Below are 18,167 nucleotides of genomic sequence, written 5' to 3'. Positions count from 1 at the left end.
CGCGGCTCCTTTCAATTGCTTTGCTGTCTCAATTAATAAAGTTTTCACCGAATCCGTTAATTCCATCTGCGTTCTCCTCCGTCACGGGGTTAATGCTTATTTTATCACGGCTTTGCAGAATTTATTTTCTGGAAATCCCTTACCAGGTACTCATTCCCTGTAAGCGCGAATTGTGGATATAACCAAAAGTCCCATCGGAGGTAATCACCTGCGCCCAATCTTCTCCCCCTCCAATTCTCAAAACTCGCCCTCCACTGGTAACCCGGCCAATAATATCTCCCCCAGGAGATCTCCGAAGATTTGACCAACCATCGGGGTCTTGAACGGTCCAGAAAACGTTACAGTACCGATTAGGTACCGTTTCCAAACGACTCTGATGAACGCCCCGGTTCAGCGCAGAAACTAAAATCGCAAACCCATCAGAAGTCACCGATCGATAGGCCAAATGAGTGTTATTATTCAATCGTCCGACCACTTGCCCACTGGACAAATCTCGCACATTGACCCAGCCATCCGGGTCGCGAACCCGCGCACAAGTTAGGGATTGAGCCAGAGTTGGTGTTGCTGAAAAGCCTAGGGTCAGCAACGTTGCTAAAACTAGACCTCTTGCAAAAAAAATCTATGCTATAATGAGAGATTTTGAATTTTAGACCCCAGAGCCAACTCATAATTGTAAAGTGCTGCCAACAAATTACACCGGAGACCATAACGACGGCGACGATTTCGATAACGACTTGACAAAATTTTGAAAATTTTTAGACTCCTATTAATATGTTCAATCACAATTCTGTCTTTAGCTAAAGCCCGATTGTAGTCTTTTTCTAAAGCAGACAGACTCCCATTTTTAGGTTTCTTTTTAGGAGTATAGCTATTAGAATGATAATCTTTTATCCCTTGATATCCACTATCTTGTAAACTATCGGTTTCTGGATTGAAATGGACCTGACTTTTTTTAAACAAGTTGAAATCATGGCAATGTCCCGGTCCAAAATTTAGGCAAATAATCTCTTTAGTTTCTTGATTTATGACCACTTGCATTTTTAGTGTGTGGCATTTTTTCTTTCCTGAGTAGTATTTTTTTTGCTTTTTTTTGGGACGCTCGACAGCTGTTTCGGTGACATCCATTACTACAACTTCTGGATGCCCAAAACCTTTGAGTAAGGCTTTCTTTCCAGGAATACCAAATTTTCCAGTTTTCATTAAGGTTGATTCAACATAATGAACAATTCGCCAAGTTGTTGATTCAGATATTCCCCAATTTGTCCCCACATGGAAATAAGTTCGATATTCTCGCCAATATTCTAATGCTACTAAGATTTGTTGTTCAAGAGTTAATTTGTTTTTAGATCCTCGTTTGTCTTTAGGATTTGCTAACCGATATTCTTCTAAACTCTTTAACATTTCTTTAAAGGTTTGAATCTGGACACCAAATCTCCGTTTAAATTGCTGGGGTTTCAAATTTAGATAAAATAGATTTTCCATGATTCATTTATTGTGGAACTGCAAAATACTGTTTTAGCATTTTATGTGGTTTTTAGCAAAAGATTCGGAAAATTAGCTATAACTGGCCATTTGCTAAGATTAAGCAAAACTTTTTATTATAGCATAAAATTATTTTGCAAGAGGTCTACTATTGTTCTCCTGATCATAGCGCCGCCTCAACTGATTATCCTGCTTTCAAAAACAGGGATATTTCTGCTGTGATGAGAGAGTAGTGCGTCAGTTAAATCCCGGAGAAATAACCGGCTTTCTTGACACAATATCAAGCGGATTGGTCCCCCGAATCAAGAGTCTATTCCCGTTAACAGGTCGATTGATTTCATCCGGTCTTGATATTCTAAAATTCCCGTTCCAAAGCGGGGAGATAAACCGGATTTCTTTAGAAAAATTTGCCTAATCCGCAAAAATTGAGGGACAGAAACCCGGTTACTGGTCCTATCTATGTGACGCCTATACTAATGCTCTAAGCTAATCATAAACTAGGTTAGGGCAAACTCAACCCAATTTGTCATAATTCTTAATGAAAAATCTCTATCCAGACAGCATGAGCGCGTCCAATATATAGCCAGTAGAAATGATGGCTTAAGAGACTTCAGGGTTAACACGGAGGGGTTCCGACAGGGTTTCGGCTATTACCTGCAAACATCGGCGATCGCTCACCATCCATCGATGAACCAAAACCGGCAATATCACTTCTTTCCCTACGGGCAGTTGCGAGCTTTTGGCCGGGATAATCATACTATCATAAGGCGTCCAAATCGAGGTATAATTCACCCGTCCCAGCATCTCCACTGCATCCCGATTCAAATCTTCCAAAAACGGGCTTTTTGGACGCATTTGCAAACATCCCGGCAGGGGTAATGCGTAAGCGGTTACGGTCCCTTGATTGGGTGCTGAGATGGAAATAAATCGCTCTACCCGCTCAATTCCACCGAGTCGCTGGAGATAGTACCGGCTGACAATTCCCCCCATACTGAATCCGATTAAATCAAAGGGGCGATCGCCTCCTAATGTTTGCTCAATAAAGTCCCTCAGTTGTTCCGCTAAACGGTCTAATCCAACAGAACTATCATTCGGAATTAAATTTAAGCTATAAACTGACCATCCGAGTTCGGTTAAAGTTGGATAAATTTTATTGAAAATATCACGGGTATCCCAAATTCCATGAACTAACATCACGGGGTTTTTTGGATTATGTTTATTCATAACTTTAGTGGTTTAGGTCATTAATTATTGTAAAAGACCCGGCATAAAAAAATGTTCGTAGTAACGACTTCAGTCGTTTCCGCGTGACGTGGCATCAGCCAAGTCACGCATCCCTAGATGGAGCTTCCAGTTCCTTCACAGGCGCTTAAGTCGCTCATGGTGCTTCAGTCGGAACGTTACACAGCAAATGTTTGTAGTAACGACTTCAGTCGTTACCGCGTGAGTTGGCGGATGCCAAGTCACGCAACCCTGTCCGGATCCTCCAGTTCCTGCACAGGTGCTTAAGTCGGAAAGAGTGCTTGTCACAGCTTTAGCCGGAAACGACTGAAGTCGTTACTACGAACTGAAGAGAACGACTGAAGTCGTTACTACGAACTGAAGAGAACGACTGAAGTCGGGACGTTGAACTAGGACAAGAGAACGACTGAAGTCGTTACTACGAACTGAAGAGAACGACTGAAGTCGTTACTACGAACTGAAGAGAACGACTGAAGTCGTTACTACGAACTAGGACAAGAGAACGACTGAAGTCGTTACTACGAACAGCTTCCCCATCACCCAATGACCAATGACCAATGACCAATGACCAATGACCAATGACCATTTAATCCTGAAAATGTTTGTAGTTCTGTAAAGCATCTCTCAGCCAAAACAGCCATTTGAGGCAAATTTGTAAATTTTTATTAAGATTTTTCTCGAAAAAGGGGGAGTTGGCTTATCAGAACTTCATAATTAAACCAAACAGTTTTCAGTTTTTGGGGGGCCTTGAACAGAAACTGCTTGTCCGGATCCGTTAACCGAGGCGGCAATACGCTGTTAAGGCTTGAACCCTTGCCCATTGAGAGTAAACATTTTAGGAGTAAGGACCATGTTTGGTTTTATCAAAAAATTATTTGGCGGCATTTTCAGCTTCTTCGGGGGCTTATTTGGAGCCAAAAAATCTGGATACTACATGGAACTCGAAGAGTCGAAAGGGTCTACTCCGGCAACTAAACCCGAAGCGGCTCCAGTTCAGAAACGAGAACCCCTGCCTACAGAGAAGTCAGAACCGGCAAAGGTGAGCAAATCTACAACCACTAAGAAAAAGGCGGAACCGAAGCCAGCAGCGCCTGCGCCTGCGCCTGCGGCGATCGCCTCTTCAGAACCGGCGAAACCCGCTCCCGCTCCTAAACCGGAAGCCACCCCAGTGATGGTGACCCCCCGTCGTCGTCCCGGTGCGAATATGACTTCTTATCTGGATATGGCGCGGAATATGCAAACTTCCACCCGCTAGAAGTCCCAGGGAGAGACGCAATTTTTGCGTCTCTTTTTGATTTTTAGGCAGAATTTCCGCAATATTTGAGGGCAATATCTAAATGTAGGGTTGATTCGCGAATCAACCCTACGTTGAAACGAGAGGGGTAAGTCCTGTTAGGGTAAAACCTCAAAATTGGGGGTCGGGTTAATTTCTAAGGCGGCAGCTATCAAGGATAAGGCAACTGCGGGTGCAGTCACGGCTCTGAGGATGCGACTGCCGAGAGAAACGGGTTGAAAGTTGGAGGCGATCGCAATTTCCACTTCCCCTGGGGTCCATCCCCCCTCGGGTCCGACTGCAATTTCCAGAGGACCTGGTTGTAATCCCCCTGGGGACTGTTGACTGGCTAAAACCTGCCCTAGTAAATGGGGGGCCTCGGTGCGAGTGACGCAAATATAGCGGTTCTGGGGTGTTTCCGGCAGAGGGAGATAGTCTCGAAAGGTGACTGGATCCAAAATAGTCGGGACAATTTGACGTTCTGACTGTTCTGCCGCTTCTCGTGCAATGCGACGCCAGCGATCGAGCTTGTTGGGACTGGGTTTGAGGACGGTGCGATCGCTCAAAACCGGGACGAGGGTGGTGACACCGAGTTCGGTGGTTTGCCTGACGACTTCATCCCAGCCATTTTTAGGCAGTGCCAGGATTAAGGTGACGGGAACTGGCAATTCAGTCTGCACCGGGATTGATTCTAAAATTGTGGCCAATTCAGGATTGGGTGACAATTGAGCCAACCACCATTGTCCCTGTCCATCCATTGCAATAAAGCAGTCGCCTGCTTTTAAGCGCAAGACGCGACTGAGATAATGCTGTTGAGGACGATCGAGCAGAATTCCCTCGGATTGAAGTTGTGTGGGTGCGATCGCCACTCGTTGCAGTTGGCCTAACTGTTGAAAATTCCCGGTTTTAGCTGCGTTCACAAAACAACCTTTTTAAAAAATTAATCCTCGGGTTCTTGATGGATAAAATCCTCTCCCACATCGGGTTCTAAATTCCGGTCTATAGCGTCAGAGGGTACTATAAATTGGGTCAGAGGAATGATCTGAACATTTAACGAGATAGGTTTTTGCAGCTTGTCTTCTAAAAAATCGCGAACGAGCCTCACTTGTTTTTCTGAAATTGAGTTGGCTGCTGCGGCAACTTCTAGGTTGACAATCAGTCCCTCTCCTTGAGGTTGAACCTGTACCTGGCGGATATCGGTGTCAGAAAAAGTCAGGGTTTGTTGCCTAATTAAGGAGATAATACTGCGACGGACATTATCTCGTAAGACTAAGTTATTGAGGGAAAATCCCAAAGGAATACCTAAAATAGTTAAGGCAACTAAAGAGATAAGAAAGCCTTCTTTTGCCCGTTTTATGGAGCCGTATTCTTGGGTAATAAAAACTAGGCCGCCACTAAAAATAATTCCGATTAAGTTGGTTAAAAACAGTAAAGAACTGCCGATGAAAATTTCATGAGAGGCTAAAGCAATTCCGATACCAATGACGCTTAAGGGAGGAACTAAGGCCACCGCGATCGCCACTCCCGGTAAGGCATCAGCAACATGGCGGCGAGATTTGGCAAAAGCGCCTGCAGTCCCGGCACCTAAGGCTACCCCGAGGTCCAGTAACGTCGGCTGCGATCGGGCCATAATTTCCCCTTGAACCACTCGTAAGCCAATCAAATGACAGATGACAAACGAGGTAAAAATCGTTAACAATACACCACTTGCCAGGGTTAAAGCCGATCGCTTCAACAAGCGGCGATTGCCCATCACCATGCCATAAGCAATGCCCAGAATCGGACCCATTAAAGGAGCGATAATCATCGCTCCAATAATCGTAGCGGCACTATTAGCCAGCAGTCCTAGGGTAGAAATAATGGCGGACAATCCCAGCAAAACATAAAAGCTTTGGGAAGGGACCGATGAGCGCCAGACTTGCCGGTTCAACCCTTCTATTGAGATCGGTTTTTCCGACAGCCATTTCCAGTCTCCGCTATTACTGTGCCACCAGTTTTTAAACAACCGAATGGTTCGCAAATACCCTAAAAGTCCCAGTCGCTTGAACTTAAAGCTCACCGTTAAAACCTGCCAGGAATTTCAATTAGGAACCCGAGTCGTCATCACCCAAGCCATAACGCTCGTTATGATAATACCTTAATTTATCAAACTCCTGACAGATTTTTCTTGCTCTAAAGGTAGATTAAACCGAGACCATTACCCAGAAGTTCAGGCTTGTTCGCTCAAGCTTTTCAAGAAAGCATCGATCGCATCTCCAGCCAATTGACTCATTGGCTTACCCTGACGCTCTGCTTCCGTCTTAAGCTGGAGATAAATCTCATTGCTGACATTAATCCGGCGACGGGGAGGACGAGAAGAACCGGAGGCATCTTCCCCTTCACTATCATCACCGCCACCGCCACCGCCACTTGGGGGAGTCGGAGGAGTGGGAGGGACACCGGAATCCGCAGCAGCAGGAGTCTCACCCGTGGGAGAATCGCTGCCGGAAGTGACCGGCGCAGAGGATTCAGAACTGGTCGAGGCCGCAATGGGTTCGGCACCCGAAGTCGTGACATTTTCAGAATTAACGGGAGAAGAGAATTGATTAACCATTTCTTGAATTGAAGCGTTTGGATTAGCAGAATATGTAGCAGCAAAGCGACGCAGGGCTTCAAACCCGACCCGATGGCAAAAATCACCAAAGCTCTCAGGTTCAACCCGATGAAGCTGTTCTTGTTTGAAATACACAAACAAGGGTTCTAGGGTAGCTTCCAAATTTTCGATCGCCAAACTCTCAATGTAAGTTTCAGCCAACCTAGTTTGATGGGGATTCCCACCTAACCAGACTTGATACGCACCCGGAGATCTGCCCACAAAGCCGAGTTCAGCTAAGTAGGGACGAGCACAACCATTCGGACAACCCGTCATCCGCACCACAAAGTGTTCTTCGGGTAAACCGACTTGATTTAACAGCGCGCGAATGCGAGCCAGGACCCCGGGGATCCCGCGTTCCGCTTCGGCAATGGCTAAACCGCAGGTGGGTAAAGCAGGACAAGCCATTGAATAGCGAACCAACGGGTCGATTTCGGTTTCCCGTTTAATCCCGCATTCTTGCAGAATTTGCTCGATTTCCCGTTGTTGTGCCGGTGCAATATCGTACAGTAGCACATTTTGATGTGGGGTCAGTAGCATCGGCAGGTTGAAGGACTCCACAATTCGCCGCAAAGCTGTCTTAAGCTGCAACGAACCGCGATCGTGAATCCGACCATTTTCCACGGAAATCCCGTAGAACAGCTTGCCATCCCCCTGATCGTGCCAACCGAGGAAGTCGTGGTATTTAAACTCCGGTAAGGGTCTGAAGGGTTCAAATGGTTTCCCTAAATAGCCTTCGACGGTTTCCCGGAATTTTTCGACTCCCCAATCCTCGATCAGGTATTTCATCCGGGAAAGACGGCGTTCGACGCGATTGCCATAATCGCGTTGAGTCGCGACGATCGCCTTAACCACATCGTAAATGTCGTCTTTTCTAACAAACCCGATGGGATCCGCTAGACGGGGGAAGGTTTCCTCTTTGTTATGGGTGCGCCCCAATCCACCCCCAGCAAGGACGTTAAATCCTTCCAGGTGGCCCGCATCATCGAGAATGACCACCAGGCCCAGGTCTTGGGAATAAATATCAATGGAATTGTCCCCAGGGACCGTGATGGCAATTTTGAATTTGCGCGGGAGATACTGGGTTCCATAAATCGGGTCTGGGGAATCTGGGAAGATAGTCCCATTGCCATTGCGCTGCCGCGCTTCTTTCACCTGGGGATGTTCTTCCCCACTGATGGCTTTTTCCCCATCCAGCCAAATCTCGTAATAGGCCCCACTTTGAGGGGTCAGCAAATCCGCAATCTGGTTCGCATATCTGCGAGCACAATCGTAATCTAAGCGTTTGGCAAAGGGGGCAGGGGGTGCCATGACGTTGCGGTTGAGGTCTCCGCAAGCGCCCAAGGTAGAACCCATGTTCTGGACAATCTCCTGGATTGCCGTTTTCAAGTTTTTCTTCAAGATTCCATGCATTTGGAAACCTTGACGGGTCGTGACTCGCAGGGTGTGATTGCCATATTCTTCCGACAGCCGTTCTAAGGTCAGATACAGCTGCGGTGGAATGAATCCTCCCGGCGATCGCGTGCGAAGCATCATTTGGTAGTCTTTTTCCTGCCCTTTGACCCGATTTTCCCGGTTATCTTGCTGATATGAACCGTGAAATTTCAGAATCTGATAGGCATCATGGGAAAAATGAGTCGTATCTTCTAAAAGCTCGGTGGCAAGCGGTTCGCGCAAATAGTTGCTGCGTTCTTTGATGCCTTCGACTTTAGAAACTTTTTGACTGCTAGGAGTCATGGATGGTGTCGTTGTAAAGGATTGAACCATGAGCACATCTCGTGAAAATGGTAGAGGCTATTTCTCTCCGGTAATCCGGTCGGAATAGCGATGTTTTTCGATCTTATCACTGCCTTTCCTAATTTAAGGGATCATTTGGCAAATTAGGATCCATTCCTTAGTTTACAATGTTAAGTCTTGTTAATTTGGGTTTCCCCTGAAGGGGTTAACCCCTCCCTCAAGAGAGCGTCAGACCGATTGACCTGGCAGGATTTGACCCGGTTTTCGGTGAGTCTTAAATTAGCGATTTTTCTAGATCGCCCTCCCGAATGGACAATCCTGAGCAAAATCTGGGGAACAGTTTCCCCTAGATTTTCTCAAACCCGGTTGATTAGGTGTAGTTACTTACTGGCTTTCGGATACTCCTCATCCTCCGTTCTGGCGATCGCTCCAATCCATTCCAGCAGTTTCTACCTCCCCAATTTATGAATCGGTACTCTTTTCCCCGATCGCAATTTAACTCAAAATCCTGAAATATTTGATTAACTTTTACTTTTATTCTGTAAATTTTTCCTAAATCTTCTGTAAATTTTCTCTATTTTTTTACCGAATCTGCTATAATCCATCCCAATACTCCGGCGATATCCATTGCCCTAAAATTTTAAGTTCTCGCTACAGACGAACACAAAGCGATCGATTCCTCAAATTTCTGCCAACCGCTCATCGCTCAAAAATTTTCCACCGCTTCAAACCTGGATAACCCCCCGCAATTCCCCCTCAATCCGGGCTGTATTCTGACGAGAATTCCTAAAAATACAGCAGAGGTCAAGAATTCCCCCTCAATCCCCATTCTCCCCCTTCCCTCCCTCATTTCCCCCTAGCGCTATCATGGAGATATCCGGTGAAGGCAATGTAAAGACATCAAATCTCTCGTCTCTACAGATCATCGGGTTCAAACCCACATCGGGTTATAGCGAATCATAGCGGATTTCAGCTTCCCCCCAACCCATAACCAGTTGCTCAAGTGGCACATAGCCTCTCCATTTTCTCTACCAGAATACAATAAATAGTAGGTTAGGACTATCAGTGACAGCTTCCCGAATCCTCCCTGCTGATGGTTAATTGTACTCAGGGGGACGAGGATACTGTATGCTGATCCCGCACCCCTCTGGGAGGGTTAGAAGCTTGATGCCTTTTTTTTCCGGACTGGGGAAATTTTTTAACCTGTCTGCTGATTCAACGGTATTGTATTTATGCCATCAAAGACCTAAGCGTGTAATGAAAGCGCTCATAGAACATATTCGAGATATTAGTAAAATGAGTGTTGCCTCTTGGCTGGCAACCTCCCTTGATTTTGTAGTCTTTACTCTGTTCAACCGAGGAGTAAATCTCCAAATTTCCACCGCAGTCGCCCTCGGTTCTCTAGCCGGAGCACTGCTCCATTTTACCATTTGCCGACTGTGGGTATTTCGTCATAGCAAGCAGCACAGTTTGCCCGAATCTCTCGGTCGTTATATCATCGTATCTGGGGGAGCATTAATTTTACATTCCCTCGCCACCACCCTCCTAGCTAACTCTATTATTCCCCAGGAAGAATTAGCCTGGTTAATTTCTAAAAATACGGTTTTCCTCTTCTGGGTCTATCCCGGCACCAAATACATGGTATTTGGTCCAGGTCAATCCTTAAAACGAAACTCACCTAATTTCCAGGCAAATCCTAAACAAAGATAGGATATTATTTCCAGTTATTTAATATTTAAAGATATTTAAAGCTAATAAATTAGATTTTTATCGTTAGGGTTGAGGTGATACAGAATCCGGTTGTTAAAGGTCTGCTTTAGCCCGCACCCGCGCATGGTGGGGAAAAAAGTGGACGAATCGGTGCCTGCGCGGGCTAAAAACAAAAACCGACTTTTAGCAACCGGACTTGGTATGACAGGACTTACGCAATTTTTAATATTAAACCACAAATGTAGAGGCGATTCGCGAATCGCCTCTACATTTGTGCAGAAGCAGACTTATTTTATTTCTAAGAGAACAACGATCGCAAGAAGGAATCCAACTCAAAATTAAGGAGCGACAATCCGGAGGCGATGGGTAACCATTGTGATGCCATCTTTGCGAACAATAATCGCTGAAATCCAGCGATTATCTTCCGTGGATGGGGCTTGACCGACTTTAAAAAGACCTCCAGCGGCGAGGGGTTCTAATTTCAAATCAGAAGGGATTAAATATTGGGTCGTGCGAACGGGTTCTTCCAGTGCATAGCCCAGGATTAAATCATTTCTCAGGGGTTCAACAACGATCGCATCGAAGTGATAACGCTCGGAGGGGCGAACTTCTTCCGGTAAATTAATTTGTAAAGTGGGGGGATTGTCCCCCGTGGTGATTTGATTGCGTTCGGCGAGAATATTTTGACGAACAATTTGCTGGTTACTATAATGCTGCTGCGATCGCACCGTTGCCGTTAACCTCAAATCGCGATCGTTTTGAGTCTCAACCCCAGTAATTTCGGTAACCGTTTCCACCCTAAATCCATTCCCATCCCGTTCCCAAGACTCAATCTCCGTGCGATAGCTCAGATTAGGAAACCGCTCCCACAGTTGGGTTAATCCTTCCCTTAAACTCTGATAATCTAATCCATCAGAATGGACAAAAGTTGGACTATAAAACTGCATCACGGCTTGAATATCTTGCCGATTGGCTGCGGCATCAATATCCTGGAGAATTTGGTTAAGTTCTGGGGGTGCAGTTTGAGCCGTTGCTGCGGCGGCCCTCATGGGTGTGGCCCCTCCAGCACACCACAGGCTGAAACTGACCATAATTGCAGCGATCGCCGAACGTTCACGACTCGGGGTCCCCGTGGATTGCCGCGAAGGGCTCAAACGGGATTGCAGTAAGCTCAAGGGATTAGTCATTGGGGAGGGCTTCAACACGACACGATAGAACAGATCCTAACAATAGTCTTCCGCAGAGAACCCGGGATTTCCGCAGGGATGAAGTGAATTGGATTGCACAGGCGCTCGAAAAACAGAGATCAACCCGTTTAAATTTATAGTTTAGATGCGATATCGCGATTGTTGCATCCAACCGAAAACTATCCCCAGGAAACGCAAACAGAGGCTACCGACTTGGCAAATAAACCGATTCGACTACTGATTGCTGCGAGTGGCACAGGTGGGCATTTGTTCCCCGCACTCGCCACCGCAGAACAACTCCCAGACTATCAAATTGAATGGTTGGGGGTTCCCAACCGCATGGAAACTCAACTGATTGGCGATCGCTATCGGTTGCACACCATTCCCGTCGAAGGATTTCAACAGCGTCTCGGACTCGGCACCCTCAAAATCGCCTTCCGACTCGTCAGTTCCGTGTTTCAAGTGCGCCGCTTGCTCAAAACTGGAGAATTTCACGGCGTCTTTACCACCGGGGGTTATATTGCTGCTCCCGCCATTTTAGCAGCCCGTTCTTTAGGATTACCGGCGATTCTTCATGAGTCTAACGCCTTGCCGGGGAAAGTCACCCGCACCTTTAGTCCCTTTTGTAGCGTGGTGGCAGTCGGGTTTGAGAAGGCGGCGCAATATTTACCCAAGGCAAACACTGCTGTTGTGGGAACTCCGGTGCGATCGCCCTTCCTCGCTACCCCTCAATTGGATTTACCCATTCCTGAAAATGTCCCTTTAATTGCGATCGCCGGAGGTTCCCAAGGCGCAGTTGCTGTTAACAAATTGGTGCGCGAATGCGCTCAATCTTGGATTGATGCCGGTGCCTGGATTTTCCATCAAACCGGAGACAATGACCCAGAAGTTAAGAGTTTTGAGCATCCACACTACATTTCTAAGCCGTTTTATCCCAATATGGCGGGATTATTGCATCGCGCTACCCTCGTCATTAGTCGGGCGGGTGCAGGAACTTTAACCGAATTAGCGGTAACGAAAACGCCCTCTATTTTGATTCCTTATCCCTTTGCGGCAGAAGATCATCAAGCCTATAATGCATCGGTCTTTGCTGATGCTGGTGCTGCCGTAGTTTATCGGCAAAACGAGCTAACGGCGCACCAGTTGGAACAGCAAGTTTTAGACTGGATCGAGTCACCGGAATCCTTGCAGAAAATGGCAGAAGCAGCCGGTGGGTTAGCCGTTCGAGATAGTGGCGATCGGCTTGCTCAATTAGTCCGCAAATGGGTAGAAAAGTAAGAGGTAATTCGCGGATATCTGATCTGTAGGGGCGATTCGAGAATCGCCCTACAGATAGGGTGAGGGTCTTCCACAAATGATTTAGGACTTCTATCTGACCTAAAAAATAAGTATTTGCCTCCTAAAAATCCATCTTAAATCCTCCCATTCGCCGAATTAAAACCCGATTAATTTACAACTTGAACGCTATGACTGCGGGGATCAGTTTTACTCGCATTTTTCGGGGAAGCCGCACTATTCAACGCTGAATTTTGACCTTTTGCCTTAGCATAAGGTAAGGGATTACCGGCAATTAATGCTTCGATATTTTCCGCCATAACTGCCCGAGGAATTTCGCCGATCGCCTCCGCAATTGCCTCTCCCTCTGTGCCTAAAAATACAAAATGAGGAATGCCATCCACCCGATATTTAGTCAATTCCGGTAACCACTTGGTATTATCCACATTCAACATCACAAAGTTAACGCTTTCTGCATACTCAGTTTCTAGTTCTTTCATGAACGGTGCCATTGCCATACAACTCGTGCACCAATTTGCATAAAATTCCATCAGAGTCGGTTTGCCATTCTCCAGTGCTACCTCATAAGGAATTGAATCCGTCTCCAGATCCGTCAAGGAAACCGTACTCGATTCAGTCCGCAATCCCAGGAAAATTCCCACCGCTAGGACTGTAGCCGTTAGGACAATTATCAGATTTCTGAGTTGATTCAGGAATGAAGCCGGGGGTTTTTCAGGTAAATTCGCAGTCATCGCCTCTTTGATTACCAGTTATTACAAGTTGTTTCTAGTTTAGCGAACGATCGCCAATTGGGAGGGATGAGCCTCGGGGGATGGGATTCTGGGTTAGGGTCAGGGTGATTGGGTACAGCGCGAACAGCATTTTTTCTCAAAAGCTGCGCTACAATAAGACTCGGGAATTTCGATAACAATTCGACAAGAAATCCCCAGAGAGTTTTACCCCTTTGCTAATTCCTGCAACTTATTCACAGTAAACCGTGAAAAAACGAGTTACCCTAACCTTTCCTAAACGTTCAGTACAAATGCCAATTACTTATCGGTTGGCGAAAGATTTTAACGTGGCTGCTAATATTATTCGGGCACAGGTTGCCCCCAACCAAGTGGGGACCCTAGTGGTTGAATTATCCGGGGATATTGATCAACTAGATGCGGCAATGGATTGGATGCGCGCCCATGATATTACCATTTCCTTGGCCTCGCGGGAAATATCAATTGATGAAGAAAGTTGTGTTCACTGCGGACTTTGTACCGGAGTTTGTCCAACGGAAGCCCTGCATCTCAACCGGGAGAGTTTTCAACTGAATTTCACGCGATCGCGTTGTGTCGTTTGTGAACAATGTATTCCCACCTGTCCCGTCCAAGCCATTTCTACAAATCTTTAGGGTCCACCAAATATTGAGCTATCAAGGCGTGGATTTTTAACGAATGCCAGAGGAGATCCCATGTTTTTTATTAAAGCACTTCCCCGGCTGTCTCTGACGCTACTTGGGATGACTTATTTTAACTTTGGCTGGACCTTAGCCACCGCCCAATCGCCCTTGTGGGTGTGGGTTTTATCGATTGTTTTGACATTTCTGATGGCGGAGGCTTTAGCGGCCCCTTGGTCGATTATCCGCACCTTTTCCGTGCGGTGGTTGAAATCCGATTATCGGACATTTTTTACCGTCCTCTTGGGTGCTTTTTTCCTAGTGGTGTTCCTTTCTTGGTTGGATATTTCCGCTTACGGATTAGCCTTATTCGTCTCCGCCGCGATCGCCAGACTGGACCTGCAAACGGGTCCGTTCCGTCCCTGGCAGGATTTTTTAATTTTATTTGTAGTGGCGACCCTGGGATTGAGCCTCGGTTGGGGCCTCTCCTTCATCTTCTAAATCTCTTCATCAATCAATCGGGACTGTAACCACCTCCAAGAAATCGGACCCTCCGAGGAATCCAGCCGGTGTCAGAGTTGAGTTCCACCGCAGATGCTAGGGCGCGGAGGTTGTAAGATAAAAAAACACAAGCAAACCTTGAGATGCTCGATAATCTGGAACAGATGCCAGAAGCCAAGCGAGCAGATCTGGCCTCATGGGAGAAGGGAACTGGAGATGACCTCTGAGAAAACGGAATTAAAAACAACAGACCCCATTGAATCAACCGGGTGGAAGCAGTGGCGAGACAACGTGCAAATTTTGGCACTGGCCTTGATTTTAGCCCTAGGGATTCGAGCATTTGTCGCCGAACCGCGATTTATTCCTTCCGTTTCAATGGTTCCGACCCTAGAAGTCGGCGATCGCATCGTCGTCGAAAAACTGTCCTATAACTGGCGATCGCCCACCACCGGAGATATCATCGTCTTCGACCCGCCAGTAGCCCTTCAACAGTACGGTTACACCAAAAACCAAGCCTTTATCAAACGAGTCATTGCCACCGAAGGTCAGTTTGTCCGCATTCACAACGGCCAACTCTACCTCAATGACCAACCCCTACAAGAAGAATACATCGCCGAACCCCCAGACTATGAGTGGGGTCCCCAACAAGTCCCCAACGACACCGTATTTGTCATGGGAGATAACCGTAATAACAGCAATGATTCCCATGTTTGGGGGTTTTTACCCAAAACCAACATCATTGGACGCGCAGTCGGGCGATTTTGGCCGATTAATCGGATCGGGTTCCTCGACAATTAACCGCCAATTTCCCTCAAAAACCGGGTAGAAATCTATTCTTGACTAAACCCATTTTCCACCACTGCACTAAAATAATAAGATAGACGGTGGGAATTCCCACCGAACGGGGAAACGAGTATAAGAGAAACTGGGAAAACAATGGGTTTTTTTGATTCTGAAATCGTTCAGCAAGAAGCCAAAGAGCTGTTTGAAGATTATCGAGCATTGATCCAACTCGGCAGCAATTACGGAAAATTTGACAGAGAAGGGAAAAAGCTCTATATCGATCGCATGGAAGCCATGATGGATCGGTACAGCATTTTTATGAAACGCTTTGAACTCTCTGAAGACTTCATGGCTCAAATGACCGTTGAACAGCTTAAGACCCAACTGGGTCAATTTGGCATGACACCGCAGCAGATGTTTCAACAGATGCACCAAACTTTAGAACGGATGAAAAAGCAATTAGAACAAGAGGCTTAAAAGCTCACCATCGCGTCAATTTTATTACCAAGGGACACTTTTACCACCAAGGAAAAGGGACATAAGCGCCCACACAGATTTGTTGGGACAAGAAACCGGGTTTCTGGCCTAGATTTGCTGTGAAATGCTACAAATTTTGCCAAGAAACCCGGTTTCTCTTCTGCCTACTGTACTGGAAGAACCGGATGGAGTGTCTTACCCCATCCGGTTTTTCATTGGGGAGATTGGGGAGATTGGGGAGATTGGGGAGATTGGGGAGAGGAAACGACTGAAGTCGTTACTACGAACTTAAGAAACGACTGAAGTCGTTACTACAAACTTCCCCATCTCCCCCATCCTCCCCATCCTCCCCATCCTCCCCATCTCCCCTACTAATTACGGGGGGTCAAATTCCCAGGGAGAGGGGAAGTTTTCCACCGGCTTTCCTTGCATCGCCTGATGCATGAAATCTCGCCAAATGGGAGCGACAAAACCGCCACCCGTGGCCCCAGAAGCCAAAGGTCGGTTATCATCATTGCCCACCCAAACAGCCGTAGACAACTGAGGCACATAACCCACAAACCAGATATCCCGTTGAGAAGAAGTCGTTCCCGTCTTCCCAGCCGCTGGACGGCCTATTCTGGCACTGGTTGCCGTTCCCTGGCTAATCACCCCTTGCAGGACATTTGTCAGAGAGGCAACCGACCAAGGATCGAGGACCAGCTTGGGTTTAGGGGTATTGTCCAGCAAAATATTCCCCATGCTATCCGTCACCTGGACAATAAAGGTCGGATCCGAATGCCAACCATTGCTGGCAAACGTGGCAAAAGCCCCAGCTATTTCCATCGGCGTCATATCGATCGCCCCTAACGGCATAGAAATCACAGGTTCCATCGGACTCGTAATTCCCAGAGAACGGCAAATTTCAATAACTTTATTTAAACCCACCGCTTGTCCGAGCTTAATCGCCGGAATGTTCAAAGAGACTTCCAACGCCTTGCGAATCGAAACCGCCCCGGAAAAACCGCCACCGTAGTTTTGCGGCGAGTAATACCCATTCCCGTCCCGATAGCTCACCGGCGTATCCTGGACAATCGAGTTAGGGCCGTAGCGACCCGACGCAAAGGCCGCATAATAAACAAACGGCTTAAACGCCGAACCCGTTTGCCGTCGCGCCTGAATCGCCCGGTTATATTGGCTACTTTGGAAATCGACACCCCCCACCATCGCTTTCACGAAGTGAGTGCGCGGATCCACCGCCACCAACGCAACTTGACCATTGGATCGACTATAGAACAGTCCCTGATAATACAGTCGCTCATGCCAACGCCGAACCGTTTGTTCCGCCATGCGTTGGAAATTCATATCAATCGTGGTTTGAACCCGCATTCCTCCCTTGAGGACGGCATCCCGACCGAAACGGCGAGTCAACTCCTGAATCACCGCATCGGTAACATAAGGCAGATTACTTTGACCAAAGGAGGTGACTCGTCCCACTAACAGCGGTTGCTTACGAGCTTCGGCTTCCTCTTCTGCGGTAATCCACTTCAGGTCCCGCATTCGGCCCAGTACCACCGCCTGCCGTTGTTTCGCCAGGGGATAGTTGACAAAGGGGCTATATTCTTCCGGGGCCTGGATAATACCGGCCAGCATCGCCCCCTCTGCCAGGGTCAACTCCGAGGAGGACTTATTAAAATAGCTTTGGGAAGCCGTTTCAATCCCATATAAGTTATGTCCCCAATAGACCTGATTCAGATAGAGTTCTAAAATCTCGTTTTTTTCGAGAATTTGCTCCATCCGAATCGACAGAACCGCCTCAGCCGCTTTCCGGCTAAAGGACCGATTCGGGGACAAAAACAGGTTTTTAACCAACTGCATCGTCAGGGTCGAACCCCCTTCGACGGTCTCCCCTTGCTCGATGTTGGCGACCAAGGCCCGCATTATCCCGCCCGGGTTAATTCCGTGGTGGAGGTAAAAGTGGCTATCTTCAATGGCTAGAACTGCTCGTTTGAGGTTCGGGGAAATATTATCTAAAGGAACCACTTCCCGGTTGGCTTCATCATGAATCCGGGTTAAAAGAGTCCCATTAATATCGTAAATGTACGTCGTTTCTGTGGGAACATAGGTGCGTAACACTCGGACGTCAGGAAGGTTACGGAAGCTCAAGGCCAAGCCGACCAGTCCACCAGCCACGACCGAACTGAGCAACATGGTCATTCCAAGCAGAGTTCCTGCGGTGACTTTGCTGACGCCCTGAAAAAAGCTGAAAATTGGTGCGGAGTCTCCAGGGGGATTTTGTCTAATCGTGTTAGTAGACACGGCGATTTTACTTCCTCTCTAATCAAAGCTCAATAGGATGAAAGGCGGACCGGGCAACTGGGGATACAGGTGAGGTCAAGTCATTTGGGAGCAATTTTAGCGCGATCGCAGAACAATTGGTGGTAGCAATCTCATCGATGCAGTTTATCATCCCAAGTCCAATCCTGCCGCAACGCCCACGCG

General features: G+C 47.1%; 17 protein-coding genes. 7 read left to right on the top strand and 10 right to left on the bottom strand.

Annotated features, from left to right (window positions below; all coding sequences use genetic code 11):
• Positions 1 to 139: 139 nt before the first annotated feature.
• The 4 genes from NG833_RS16450 to NG833_RS16435 all read right to left on the bottom strand — a co-directional run bounded on the left by NG833_RS16450 (position 140) and on the right by NG833_RS16435 (position 3,310).
• Entirely contained in the window at positions 140 to 586 is a 447-nt protein-coding gene (locus NG833_RS16450; protein WP_254566369.1) for an SH3 domain-containing protein, read from the bottom strand.
• 38 nt (positions 587 to 624) lie between these two features.
• Positions 625 to 1,482, bottom strand: coding sequence for an IS5 family transposase (locus NG833_RS16445; protein ID WP_254566368.1), 858 nt, complete (start codon positions 1,480 to 1,482; stop codon positions 625 to 627).
• A gap of 600 nt (positions 1,483 to 2,082) precedes the next feature.
• Complete coding sequence (locus NG833_RS16440) at positions 2,083 to 2,706, bottom strand: triacylglycerol lipase (RefSeq protein WP_254566367.1); 624 nt, start codon at positions 2,704 to 2,706, stop codon at positions 2,083 to 2,085.
• 436 nt (positions 2,707 to 3,142) lie between these two features.
• The gene (locus NG833_RS16435; protein ID WP_254566366.1) at positions 3,143 to 3,310 is read right to left on the bottom strand and encodes a hypothetical protein; all 168 of its coding nucleotides are present in this window, start codon (positions 3,308 to 3,310) and stop codon (positions 3,143 to 3,145) included.
• 264 nt (positions 3,311 to 3,574) lie between these two features.
• Between NG833_RS16435 and NG833_RS16430 the strand changes: the two genes are divergently transcribed.
• Positions 3,575 to 3,979 (top strand): hypothetical protein, encoded by a 405-nt coding sequence (locus NG833_RS16430; RefSeq protein ID WP_254566365.1) that lies wholly within the window; start codon positions 3,575 to 3,577, stop codon positions 3,977 to 3,979.
• A gap of 137 nt (positions 3,980 to 4,116) precedes the next feature.
• On the opposite strand, the gene NG833_RS16425 is transcribed toward NG833_RS16430, so the two are convergent.
• The 3 genes from NG833_RS16425 to sir all read right to left on the bottom strand — a co-directional run bounded on the left by NG833_RS16425 (position 4,117) and on the right by sir (position 8,396).
• A complete protein-coding gene (locus tag NG833_RS16425; RefSeq protein WP_254566364.1) occupies positions 4,117 to 4,917 on the bottom strand; it encodes a 16S rRNA (uracil(1498)-N(3))-methyltransferase in 801 nt (266 codons plus the stop codon).
• A 20-nt stretch (positions 4,918 to 4,937) separates the two neighbouring features.
• Entirely contained in the window at positions 4,938 to 6,056 is a 1,119-nt protein-coding gene (locus tag NG833_RS16420) for a TIGR00341 family protein (protein WP_254566363.1), read from the bottom strand.
• Between the two features lie 150 nt (positions 6,057 to 6,206).
• Positions 6,207 to 8,396, bottom strand: coding sequence for a sulfite reductase, ferredoxin dependent (sir, locus tag NG833_RS16415; RefSeq protein ID WP_254566362.1), 2,190 nt, complete (start codon positions 8,394 to 8,396; stop codon positions 6,207 to 6,209).
• Between the two features lie 1,227 nt (positions 8,397 to 9,623).
• Between sir and NG833_RS16410 the strand changes: the two genes are divergently transcribed.
• Positions 9,624 to 10,076 carry a GtrA family protein gene (locus NG833_RS16410; protein ID WP_254566361.1) on the top strand — a complete coding sequence of 151 codons (453 nt, stop codon included), beginning with the start codon at positions 9,624 to 9,626 and terminating at the stop codon, positions 10,074 to 10,076.
• A 338-nt stretch (positions 10,077 to 10,414) separates the two neighbouring features.
• On the opposite strand, the gene NG833_RS16405 is transcribed toward NG833_RS16410, so the two are convergent.
• On the bottom strand, positions 10,415 to 11,263 hold the full coding sequence (locus NG833_RS16405) for a nuclear transport factor 2 family protein (protein ID WP_254566360.1): 849 nt from the start codon (positions 11,261 to 11,263) through the stop codon (positions 10,415 to 10,417).
• A 213-nt stretch (positions 11,264 to 11,476) separates the two neighbouring features.
• Between NG833_RS16405 and murG the strand changes: the two genes are divergently transcribed.
• Positions 11,477 to 12,541 (top strand): undecaprenyldiphospho-muramoylpentapeptide beta-N-acetylglucosaminyltransferase, encoded by a 1,065-nt coding sequence (gene murG, locus NG833_RS16400; protein ID WP_254566359.1) that lies wholly within the window; start codon positions 11,477 to 11,479, stop codon positions 12,539 to 12,541.
• Between the two features lie 167 nt (positions 12,542 to 12,708).
• Here murG and NG833_RS16395 read toward each other — a convergent pair whose 3' ends face one another.
• Positions 12,709 to 13,290 (bottom strand): thioredoxin family protein, encoded by a 582-nt coding sequence (locus tag NG833_RS16395; protein WP_254566358.1) that lies wholly within the window; start codon positions 13,288 to 13,290, stop codon positions 12,709 to 12,711.
• A 245-nt stretch (positions 13,291 to 13,535) separates the two neighbouring features.
• Here NG833_RS16395 and NG833_RS16390 point away from each other — a divergent pair, with 245 nt between their 5' ends.
• The 4 genes from NG833_RS16390 to NG833_RS16375 all read left to right on the top strand — a co-directional run bounded on the left by NG833_RS16390 (position 13,536) and on the right by NG833_RS16375 (position 15,686).
• A complete protein-coding gene (locus NG833_RS16390; RefSeq protein ID WP_254566357.1) occupies positions 13,536 to 13,940 on the top strand; it encodes an NIL domain-containing protein in 405 nt (134 codons plus the stop codon).
• 60 nt (positions 13,941 to 14,000) lie between these two features.
• The gene (locus NG833_RS16385) at positions 14,001 to 14,426 is read left to right on the top strand and encodes a hypothetical protein (protein ID WP_254566356.1); all 426 of its coding nucleotides are present in this window, start codon (positions 14,001 to 14,003) and stop codon (positions 14,424 to 14,426) included.
• A 216-nt stretch (positions 14,427 to 14,642) separates the two neighbouring features.
• The gene (gene lepB, locus NG833_RS16380; RefSeq protein ID WP_254566355.1) at positions 14,643 to 15,224 is read left to right on the top strand and encodes a signal peptidase I; all 582 of its coding nucleotides are present in this window, start codon (positions 14,643 to 14,645) and stop codon (positions 15,222 to 15,224) included.
• A 138-nt stretch (positions 15,225 to 15,362) separates the two neighbouring features.
• A complete protein-coding gene (locus NG833_RS16375; protein WP_254566354.1) occupies positions 15,363 to 15,686 on the top strand; it encodes a DUF1825 family protein in 324 nt (107 codons plus the stop codon).
• A gap of 375 nt (positions 15,687 to 16,061) precedes the next feature.
• Here NG833_RS16375 and NG833_RS16370 read toward each other — a convergent pair whose 3' ends face one another.
• Entirely contained in the window at positions 16,062 to 17,984 is a 1,923-nt protein-coding gene (locus tag NG833_RS16370; protein ID WP_254566353.1) for a transglycosylase domain-containing protein, read from the bottom strand.
• Between the last annotated feature and the right edge of the window lie 183 nt (positions 17,985 to 18,167).

It is taken from the genome of Oscillatoria sp. HE19RPO (assembly GCF_024220515.1).
In the GTDB taxonomy this organism is placed as follows: Bacteria; Cyanobacteriota; Cyanobacteriia; order Cyanobacteriales; family Laspinemataceae; genus Laspinema.
This window is presented reverse-complemented; position numbering and strand designations above follow the sequence as displayed.